This window comes from Halochromatium sp. NSM3, assembly GCF_059621085.1.
The window spans coordinates 1-9146 of record NZ_JCAQIA010000062.1; the positions used below are offsets into that span (position 1 = coordinate 1).

The 9146-nt window shown below is 63.8% G+C and carries 7 protein-coding genes and 4 tRNA genes; 2 read left to right on the forward strand and 9 right to left on the reverse strand.

Annotation, left to right across the window (positions count from 1 at the left end):
• Positions 1 to 152: 152 nt before the first annotated feature.
• The 3 genes from AC54T3_RS16690 to AC54T3_RS16700 all read right to left on the reverse strand — a co-directional run bounded on the left by AC54T3_RS16690 (position 153) and on the right by AC54T3_RS16700 (position 549).
• Positions 153 to 228 (reverse strand) — tRNA-Thr (locus AC54T3_RS16690).
• A gap of 65 nt (positions 229 to 293) precedes the next feature.
• Positions 294 to 367: transfer RNA gene (locus tag AC54T3_RS16695), tRNA-Gly, on the reverse strand.
• Positions 368 to 464: 97 nt separating this feature from the next.
• A tRNA-Tyr gene (locus AC54T3_RS16700) sits at positions 465 to 549 on the reverse strand.
• 205 nt (positions 550 to 754) lie between these two features.
• On the opposite strand from AC54T3_RS16700, the gene AC54T3_RS16705 reads away from it, so the two are divergent.
• Both AC54T3_RS16705 and AC54T3_RS16710 read left to right on the forward strand, forming a co-directional pair.
• Positions 755 to 2092, forward strand: a complete 1338-nt coding sequence (locus tag AC54T3_RS16705) for a UDP-glucose dehydrogenase family protein (RefSeq protein ID WP_496626446.1) — start codon at positions 755 to 757, stop codon at positions 2090 to 2092.
• 320 nt (positions 2093 to 2412) lie between these two features.
• Positions 2413 to 3909: an OmpP1/FadL family transporter gene (locus AC54T3_RS16710; protein ID WP_496626447.1), complete on the forward strand. Its 1497-nt coding sequence runs from the start codon at positions 2413 to 2415 to the stop codon at positions 3907 to 3909.
• 104 nt (positions 3910 to 4013) lie between these two features.
• Here the strand turns inward: AC54T3_RS16710 and pth are convergent, their stop codons facing one another.
• From pth to AC54T3_RS16740, 6 genes are all read right to left on the reverse strand, one after another.
• Positions 4014 to 4598: an aminoacyl-tRNA hydrolase gene (gene pth, locus AC54T3_RS16715; protein ID WP_496626448.1), complete on the reverse strand. Its 585-nt coding sequence runs from the start codon at positions 4596 to 4598 to the stop codon at positions 4014 to 4016.
• Positions 4599 to 4661: 63 nt separating this feature from the next.
• The gene (locus AC54T3_RS16720; protein WP_496626449.1) at positions 4662 to 5291 is read right to left on the reverse strand and encodes a 50S ribosomal protein L25/general stress protein Ctc; all 630 of its coding nucleotides are present in this window, start codon (positions 5289 to 5291) and stop codon (positions 4662 to 4664) included.
• A gap of 96 nt (positions 5292 to 5387) precedes the next feature.
• Positions 5388 to 6341: a ribose-phosphate diphosphokinase gene (locus AC54T3_RS16725; RefSeq protein WP_496626450.1), complete on the reverse strand. Its 954-nt coding sequence runs from the start codon at positions 6339 to 6341 to the stop codon at positions 5388 to 5390.
• A 57-nt stretch (positions 6342 to 6398) separates the two neighbouring features.
• Positions 6399 to 6473: transfer RNA gene (locus AC54T3_RS16730), tRNA-Gln, on the reverse strand.
• A 15-nt stretch (positions 6474 to 6488) separates the two neighbouring features.
• Entirely contained in the window at positions 6489 to 7361 is an 873-nt protein-coding gene (ispE, locus tag AC54T3_RS16735) for a 4-(cytidine 5'-diphospho)-2-C-methyl-D-erythritol kinase (protein ID WP_496626451.1), read from the reverse strand.
• A gap of 14 nt (positions 7362 to 7375) precedes the next feature.
• Positions 7376 to 9146, reverse strand: a 1771-nt coding sequence (locus AC54T3_RS16740; RefSeq protein ID WP_496626452.1) for a tetratricopeptide repeat protein, incomplete at its 5' end; no start/stop codon positions are given.

Here is a 9146-nt window from a genome sequence, read left to right on the forward strand (position 1 = left end):
CCAATCGTGCCAACATTGACGTGCGCCTTCTTTCTCTCGAACTTTTCTTTGGACACTGACCCTATCTCCGCACGCTTGGATATCGTCTTGTTACCAGTCTGCCGCCACGAATCGTCAAACCAGCCCGATGACCGGGCCACCATAGACGGAAATGGAGCCCATGACCGGAGTCGAACCGGTGACCTCACCCTTACCAAGGGTGTGCTCTACCAACTGAGCTACATGGGCAAATGCTTTTGAGTCAAAACCTACTCGAGCCGAGCATTGTGCTCACGCCTAGCGGGCGCTGGACATGGAGCGGGTGATGGGAATCGAACCCACACCATCAGCTTGGAAGGCTGAGGTTCTACCATTGAACTACACCCGCATGTCAGACGGGTTACGACAGCCTTGCAGCGAGAGTTCAATCACGCCCCAGTTGCCGGCCCTAGTCGCCTCCCAATGAGAATGGCGACCGCTTTATATGGTGGAGGGGGGAGGATTCGAACCTCCGAAGGCTGAGCCGTCAGATTTACAGTCTGATCCCTTTGACCGCTCGGGAACCCCTCCAAGTCAGCCGAGCGCGGCAGAATACCGCGCCATCGCCTACTCGTCAACACCAAGACGGTAAATTGATGAGCCGCAGCTGGGCTGCCGAAGAGGAATCACTCATCGGCTCGACCTTCAGCCGAGCAATGCCTAGCGACGTTTACGGTAGACTCGCGCGAGCGAGCATTTTTTCATCCCCCCATTACGACGAACAAGAGGACTCTCGATGGACGTCACCATCTTTGGAAGCGGCTACGTCGGCCTAGTGACCGGCGCCTGCCTGGCCGAAGTCGGCAACCAGGTCATCTGCATCGATGTCGACGCTGACAAGGTCGCCATGCTCAACGCCGGCGGTGTCCCGATCTTCGAGCCCGGACTCGACGACCTGATCGCCAAGAATCGCCAAGCCGGCCGGCTGCGCTTCTCGACCGATGCGGACGAAGGCGTCGACCATGGGCTGTTCCAATTCATCGCCGTCGGCACCCCACCGGACGAGGACGGCTCGGCCGATCTGCGGCATGTGCTCGCGGTGGCGAAGTCGATTGGCGAGCGCATGACCAGCTATCGCGTCATCGTCGATAAATCGACGGTGCCCGTCGGCACCGCTGATCGCGTCGCCGAGACCGTTCGCGCGGCGCAGGCCGAGCGCGGGCAGACGATCGATTTCGATGTCGTCTCCAACCCCGAGTTCTTGAAGGAAGGCGCCGCGATCGATGACTTCATGCGCCCGGATCGCATCATCGTCGGCACCGACAACCCGCGCACCGGCGAACTGCTGCGTGCCCTCTATGGCCCGTTTAATCGCAATCACGACCGCGTCATGGTCATGGGCGTGCGCTCTGCGGAGCTGACCAAATACGCCGCGAACGCCATGCTCGCGACCAAGATCAGCTTCATGAACGAACTCTCGAATATCGCCGAAGCCGTCGGCGCCGATATCGAGATGGTGCGCGTCGGCATCGGCTCCGACCCGCGTATCGGCTACCAATTCATCTATCCGGGCTGCGGCTATGGTGGCTCCTGCTTCCCGAAGGATGTGCGCGCGCTCGAGCGCACGGCCACCACGACCGGCTACAAGGCCGAACTCTTGCAGGCGGTCGAGGCGGTCAACCACCGTCAAAAGGAGCGGCTGTTCAGCAAGATCGAGCGCTACTTCGAGGGCGCCCTTCAAGGCAAGACCTTCGCTCTCTGGGGCCTGGCGTTCAAGCCGAATACCGATGATATGCGCGAGGCATCGAGCCGCCGCCTGATGGAACAGCTCTGGGCCGCTGGCGCGCGCGTGCGCGCGTTCGATCCGGTCGCCGCCGAGGAGGCGCAGCGAATCTATGGCGAGCGCACCGATCTGGAACTGGTCGAGAATCGCATGGACGCGGTCAAAGGCGCCGATGCGCTGGTCATCGTCACCGAATGGAGCGAGTTCCGCAGTCCGAACTTCGCCGACATCAAGGCGCAGTTGAGCGCGCCCGTGATCTTCGACGGGCGCAACCTGTTCGATCCCGCTCAAGTCACGGCCGCCGGGGTCACCTATGTCTCGATCGGACGCGAGCCCGCGCGTCCTGTCTAAGCGATCGCCCGCCTCGGCGACACGCCCAGCTGGGTTGCGCGGCCGCGCAACCCGCATCCGCCTCCAGCACCGCTTGCTCGACCGTCACGGGCACGCTCGTGACCGATGCGCCTGTCCGTGCGCCACCGGCGGATCGGCATGAGCATTCGCCATCGAACCGGTTGACAATTCTCAACGAAGAAGTCACCGTGCACGCCAAGATGTTTCAGTACCGCAACAAATCCGACCAAGCCGGTTCAGGCGGTCGCCATGCCGTCGGCGCGAGAAGAGAACGTCAACGAGAAGAGTAATGAGGAGAGCAGTGAGGAGTACCCCCGATCATGTATAAACAGATACAAGCGAGCGCCTTGGCACTTGCTTGCGGCGCGCTAGCGCCCCTAGCCCAGGCCACCAATGGCTATATGTCGCACGGCTATTCGCCAGCCGCCAAGGGCATGGCAGGCGCCGGCGCGGCGGCCATGCCGCAGGACACATTGGCGATCGTCGCCAACCCGGCCGGCGTCAATCAGATCGGCCGGCGCGCCGACGTCGGCCTGTCCTGGTTCATGCCTCGCCGCGAATACAGCGGTCTGCGGCCCTCGGACGCCTTCTGTACCACAGGCTGCACCCAAGGGGCATTCGCGCCGATCGGCAGTGGCGATGGCACCGGCACCCTGCGCAGCCGAAACGAGGACTTCCTGATTCCCAATCTCGGCTACAGCCATCCGCTCGACGATCGCAGCGCCTTCGGCATCGCCGTCTTCGGCAACGGCGGCATGAATACCGATTACCGCAGCGCCAAGACCTACCAGCAACTCGGCGCCTTCGGCGGCAACAATCGCTTCGCGAATCCGCCGCACTATCTGCCACCGGACCCACGCGCCGCCATGCAGGTTCCGGGCACGACGCCCGCAGGCGGCGGCAACGCCGGCGTCAATCTTGAGCAACTCGGCTTGGCGTTCGCCTACTCGCGCGAGGTCGCCGACGGACTGAGCCTGGGCGCCAGCGTCCTGCTCGGCTACCAGACCATCGAGGTCAAGGGAGTCGGCGCCTTCCAGGGCTTCACCCAGACCTTCACCCAGAGCATGCTCGAAAGCCGGACGATGAGCGGCGTCTCGGTGCCCAACCTGAGCGATAACGGCCAGGATTCGGCTTGGGGCTATGGTTTCCAGCTCGGCGGTCTGTGGGAGATCAGCCCGATGCTCGCGCTCGGCGCCTCGTACCGAACCAAGATGTACATGGGCAAGTTCGATAAATACGCCGACCTGTTCGCCGAGGGCGGCAAGTTCGACATCCCTGCAGTCGGCACGCTGGGCCTTGTCATCCGGCCCAATGAGCGCCTCGCGCTCGCCTTCGATGTGCAGCATATCGGCTACAGCGATGTGCCGGCGATCGCCAACCCCAACGATCTCGCCCTCAAATGCGATCTCGGCGCCGGTCTTGGCCAGCCCAGCCGTCCGGGCGCGACCTATGACGCGCGCTACTGCTTGGGAGGCTCCAAGGGCGCCGGCTTCGGCTGGGACGACATGACCGTGTTCAAACTCGGCGCGCAATACGCCGTCAACGACACCCTGAAGCTACGCGCCGGCTATAGCTACGGCAAGAATCCGATCGACGGCAGTCAGGTCGCCTTCAATACCCTCGCCCCGGCAACACCGGAAGAGCATTTCACGATCGGCGCTAGCTATCGGGCCAAGGACAACATCGAGCTGACCTTCTGGGGCATGTATGCACCGGAAAAAGGCGTCTCTGGACCAGGGGCGTTCACCGCCGACCAGGCCCCCGAGATCAGAATGCACCAGTACGAGGTCGGCCTGAACGTCGCGTTCCTCTACTGATCCTGACCGAACAATAACCAAAGGAGGTTTAGCAGGCCGCCAACGCGCGGCTTGCTATTTTTTTGCGCCCGCGAAACGCGATGGCGGAAATTAGCGGGAAACGATCAGGGGCGCGCGTGCAAGCGATTCATCACCCGCTGATACTCGCCGGCCAAGAGTTCCGGAAGACAGGCCTCGGCCTCATCGACGACCTCGAGGATCGCATCCAAATCGGAGCGCGAGGGGCGACTCAGCACATAGCCGATCACCTGCTCCTTGGTCCCAGGATGGCCAATCCCAATGCGCAGACGCCAAAAGTCGCGACTACCGAGCGCGGCAAGACTGTCACGGATGCCATTATGGCCGGCATGACCGCCGCCGAACTTGAGCTTGGCCGCGCCCACCGAAAGGTCGAGTTCATCGTAGGCGACCAGCACCGCGTTCGGCTCAATATCGAAATAGCGACACACCGCCGCTAGCGCACGACCGCTGTGGTTCATGAAGGTCGTCGGTTTCAGCAATCGCAGATCGCCGCTTGGACCACTGACGCGCGCCACGAAGCCCTGGAACTTGGCCTCCGGGCGCAACTCTACGCCAGCCCGCTCAGCGATCCGGTCGACCAGCCAATAGCCGGCATTATGCCGAGTTCCGGCATACTGGGGGCCGGGATTACCGAGCCCCACGATCAGCTGAATGCCTTGTTCTGCCATCGCCTTGAGCCAGACAGGCAACCGCTAAACGCGCACGCCCATCATGGCCTCAATGAATCCAGATCAATCGGCGCTGGATTCGCCATCCGGCATTTCGTCACTGTCGTCAGCGTTCGCGCTCTCCGACTGCGGCGCGTAGATCATCACCACCGGCGTCTCGGGATCAATCGAGTGGGTCAGTTCCACGCCCTCCGGGAGCTTGAGTTCGGAGACATGGATCACATCGCCGAGCGTCATCTCCGCCATATCGACGCTGAGATACTCCGGCAGATCGGCCGGCAAGCAGCTGACCTCGATCTCGGTGATGTTGTGCGAGATGGTGCCGCCCATCTTCAGGCCTGGGCATCCCTGTTCGTTGACGAAGTGGATCGGGATCGTCAGACGCAGCTTCTCGTCACTGCTCACGCGCAGGAAATCGACATGCAGCAGGAAGGGCTTGGCCGGATGGCGTTGCAGATCCTTGAGCACGACCTTGGTGGTCTCGTCGCCGAGCTTCAGATCGAGCAGGCTCGAATAGAAGGCTTCATAGTCGAGCTGGCGCTCGAGTTCGCTATGCCGCACGGCAAGCATGGTCGGCTCGGCGTTACCGCCATAGACGATCCCCGGCACCAGCCCGGTCCGACGCAGGCGGCGGCTCGCACCCTTCCCCGTGTCGCTCCTCGGCTGAGCCACGACTTCAAATACATCACTCATGACTGAGTCTCCAGATTGAATAACAACAAAACGCCGGCATCCGCGACCAGATGCCGGCGCCAGTCAGACAACGCGCGCAAGGCGCATTCGCTGTGGTCAGTCGACGAAGAGCGAGCTGACCGATTCCTCGTTCGAGACACGACGCATGGTCTCGGCGAGCAGCTCGCCGATCCCCAACTGCCGGATCTTTGGGCAATCACGCGCGTCGGGACGCAAGGGGATGGTGTTGGTGACAACCAGCTCGTCGAGCGCCGAGGCCGAGATGTTCTCCACCGCCGGTCCCGAGAGCACCGGATGGGTACAGTAGGCCTGTACCCGTGAGGCGCCCTGCTCCTTCAGTGCCGCAGCGGCCTGACAGAGCGTACCCGCAGTATCGACCAAGTCGTCGACGAGCACGCAGGAGCGCCCGCGCACATCGCCGATGATGTTCATCACCTTGGCCTCATTCGCGCGCGGACGCCGCTTGTCGATGATCGCCAGATCGGCATCATCGAGGCGCTTGGCGAGCGCACGGGCGCGCACCACGCCGCCCACATCGGGCGAGACCACCATCAGGTTATCGTGCTTCTGCCGCCAGACATCGCCGAGCAGGATCGGCGAGGCATAGACATTGTCGACCGGGATGTCGAAGAACCCCTGGATCTGATCGGCATGGAGATCGACCGTCAACACCCGGTCGGCGCCGGCCGAGCCGATCATCTTGGCCACCAGACGCGCGGTGATCGGCACCCGCGCCGAGCGCGGACGCCGATCCTGACGGGCATAGCCGAAGTACGGAATGACCGCCGTGATGCGCTTGGCCGAGGCCCAGCGCAAGGCATCGATCATCACCAACAATTCGAGTAGATTGTCGTTGGTCGGCGCGCAGGTCGGCTGCACGATGAAGATATCGCGACCGCGCACATTTTCTTGGATCTCGGTCATCACCTCGCCATCGCTGAACTGGCCGACGACGGCCTTGCCCAGCGGCAGCCCCAGGTGCGCGACGATCTCACTGGCGAGCGCGGGATTGGCGTTCCCCGAGAACACCATCAAGGCGCTAGCCCGCACGGATTGTCCTTTTGGCTCAAGCGGCACCGTTATGGCCACTCTCGGTCTGATGAATGATGGCTGGGGCGCCAGGATTCGAACCTGGGAATGCTGGGATCAAAACCCAGTGCCTTACCTCTTGGCGACGCCCCAATGGATTGAACCAGCTCAGTTGGTTGAGCCTGCGCCGCAAGGCGAGGCAAACAACGGCGAGCGATTGTGCCCGCGCGCGACGAATGCCGGAACCTCCGACGGCACCTCGCCGAGCAGTCGCTCGGCCGCTGCCCGGTCTGGCAGGGCCGCGAAAAGACAGGCCCCGGTACCGGTGAGCTTGGCATCCGCGTGCTCGGCAAGCCAACGATAAGCATCGGCGACCACAGGATAGTTCTTGAGCACCGTGGCAAGACAGTCATTATTGGCATTGCCGCGCAGAAAGTCGCCTAGTGTGATTGGCTGTGAATCTCTTGTCAATCCCGGATCTCCGAAGACCGCTGCCGTCGAGACCTGACAGCGCGGCACTAGGACCAGATACCAAGGCATCGGCAGCTCGACCGGCACCAGGCTCTCGCCCACGCCCTCGCCCCAGGCCGCCTCCCCGCGCACGAACACGGGCACATCGGCGCCAAGCCGCAGCCCGATTTCCGCAAGCCGCTCGGTGGCGAGCACGGTTCCCCAAAGCTGGTTCAGGGCCTGCAGCGTCGTGGCCGCATCCGAACTCCCACCGCCGAGCCCACCGCCCATCGGCAAGCGTTTATCGATGCGGATACTCACCCCGGCGTCACAGCCGGTTTCCGCTTGGAGCGCCCGCGCCGCGCGCACCACCAGATCCTGCTCCGGCGGGATCTCGGCCGGCCCGCCAAGACGTTCGATGCGCCCATCGGCGCGCGGCTCGAAGAACAGCCGATCGCACTGATCGAGAAACTGGAACACGGTCTGCAAGCGATGATAGCCATCGGGCCGGCGCCCGAGCACACGCAGCATTAGGTTGAGCTTCGCTGGCGCCAGCCAGGCGCCATCCGCGTCGGGTTGCGCAAACCCCATGGTCACCGGCACCCTCACTGATCGGTGTGCGAGAAGCGGAAGCGACTCAGCACCCTCAACAGATATTCGTGCTCCGGCGCCTCGTCGAGGGCATGGCCCCAGACCTCGCGCGCCTCGTCCTTGCGCCCCAGGGACCAGAGCACCTCGCCAAGATGAGCCGCGATCTCGGCATCAAAGCCCTGCGCGAGTGCTCGGCGCAGATAGGTTTCAGCGTCTTCCGACTGGCCCTTGCGGTACAGCACCCAGCCCATGCTATCGAGAATCGCGGGATCATCGGGGCGCAGTTGCAGCGCGCGCTCGATGAGGGCCTGAGCGGCATCGAGGCGATCGGTGCGATCGGCCAAGGTGTAGCCGAGGGCATTGAGCGCGTCGACGTGATCGGGATCATCCACCAGGATGCGCCGCAGGTCGCGCTCGAGCATCCCGACCTCATCCATCGCCACCGCCAGCATGGCCCGGGCATAGAGCAGGTCCGCATGAGCCGGCTGTTCCGCGAGCGCCCGGTCGTACACCTCGAGGGCTTGCTGATCGAGCCCCTGCGCGCGTAACAGCTCGCCCTCGATCAGAGAAAAGGTCACGGCTTGGCCGGGCGACTGATCGCGCAGTTGTTGCAGCAGCTCGCGCGCACGCGCCATCTCGCCTGCTTGCGCATACAGGCTGGCAATGCGCACCTGCGCACTGGTCCGGTTCTGTCCGCGCACCTGCTCATAGTGTGCCAAGGCGGCGTCGCTGTTGCCCGACTGCTCCTCGACCTGCCCGAGCAGGAAGGCGACATCATTCGGACGCTGCTCGAGACGTTGCAGCGCCTCGAGATAACCCCGTGCCTTATCGAGATCACTGATCTCAAGGGCTAACACAGCTGCGGCGAATAACACATCTGCACGATCCGGATCGCCTTCGAGCAGTTCATCGAAGACCGCCAGCGCCTGCTCTGGCTCCTCGGCATCCATGTACAACTGCGCCTTCATCAGCTTCAGCTCCCGATCGGCGGGCGCCTCGCTGAGATAGTGATCGAGCATCGCGTGCGCCTGCTCGATCCGATCGCGCCTGACCAACAGGCGCACTAGAAACAACTGCGGATCGCTCCAGCCGGGACGCAGCTTTGCGGCGCGCTCGGCGAGCCGGATCGCGGTCTCGTCGTTATCGGCGGCGGCGGCCAAGGTCGCGAGCGCGAACTGCGCGTCGGCATCCTCCTCCGCGTCGAGCGCGTCGACCAACGCGCGCATCATTCTGAAGCGATCCGTCGGATCGGGAAGCCGACCGAGGATCTGCGCGGCCTGCAGATAGCCCTGCCCCGGCACCCCGGCGAGTTCGATCACCCGCTGCAGCGAGGCCAAGGCCCGCTCCTGATCGTCAGCCTCTAACGCCAGGAAGGCCGCAAGCTGATGGGCCTTGGGCGCGTCTGGCTCCAGGTCGGTCCAGAGGTCGAGCGCGCGTCGTGCCGCCGCCGAACGTTTGGCGTTTAACGCCGACCGCACGGCGCGCTCGGCCAGGCTCGGCTCACGCGCCAGCTCGGCGGCGCGCAGAAAATGCTCGAAGGCGGCATTGTAGTCGCCGCGTTGAAGCGCGACCTCCGCGACCAGCGCGGCATAGATGAGTTCGGGACTCAGCGTGCGCGGCGATTCCACGACCGCCAGTTCGGGGTCGGGTTTGGACGCGGGCGTGGACGTGGACGTGACAGGCGCCGGGCGCGCCCCAGTTGGGGGCGCGCCGGCGGGCGGCGGATAAGCACCGCTCGCGCAGGCGCGCAACGCGCGCAAAGGTGGAAGAACAAAGGGGGGGAGG

Excerpts from the sequence above, each read along its gene's own strand:
- AC54T3_RS16705 (WP_496626446.1), top strand. The coding sequence starts at position 755 with ATGGACGTCACCATCTTTGGAAGCGGCTACGTCGGCCTAGTGACCGGC.
- AC54T3_RS16710 (WP_496626447.1), top strand. The coding sequence starts at position 2,413 with ATGTATAAACAGATACAAGCGAGCGCCTTGGCACTTGCTTGCGGCGCG.
- pth (WP_496626448.1), bottom strand. The coding sequence starts at position 4,598 with ATGGCAGAACAAGGCATTCAGCTGATCGTGGGGCTCGGTAATCCCGGC.
- AC54T3_RS16720 (WP_496626449.1), bottom strand. The coding sequence starts at position 5,291 with ATGAGTGATGTATTTGAAGTCGTGGCTCAGCCGAGGAGCGACACGGGG.
- ispE (WP_496626451.1), bottom strand. The coding sequence starts at position 7,361 with ATGGGGTTTGCGCAACCCGACGCGGATGGCGCCTGGCTGGCGCCAGCG.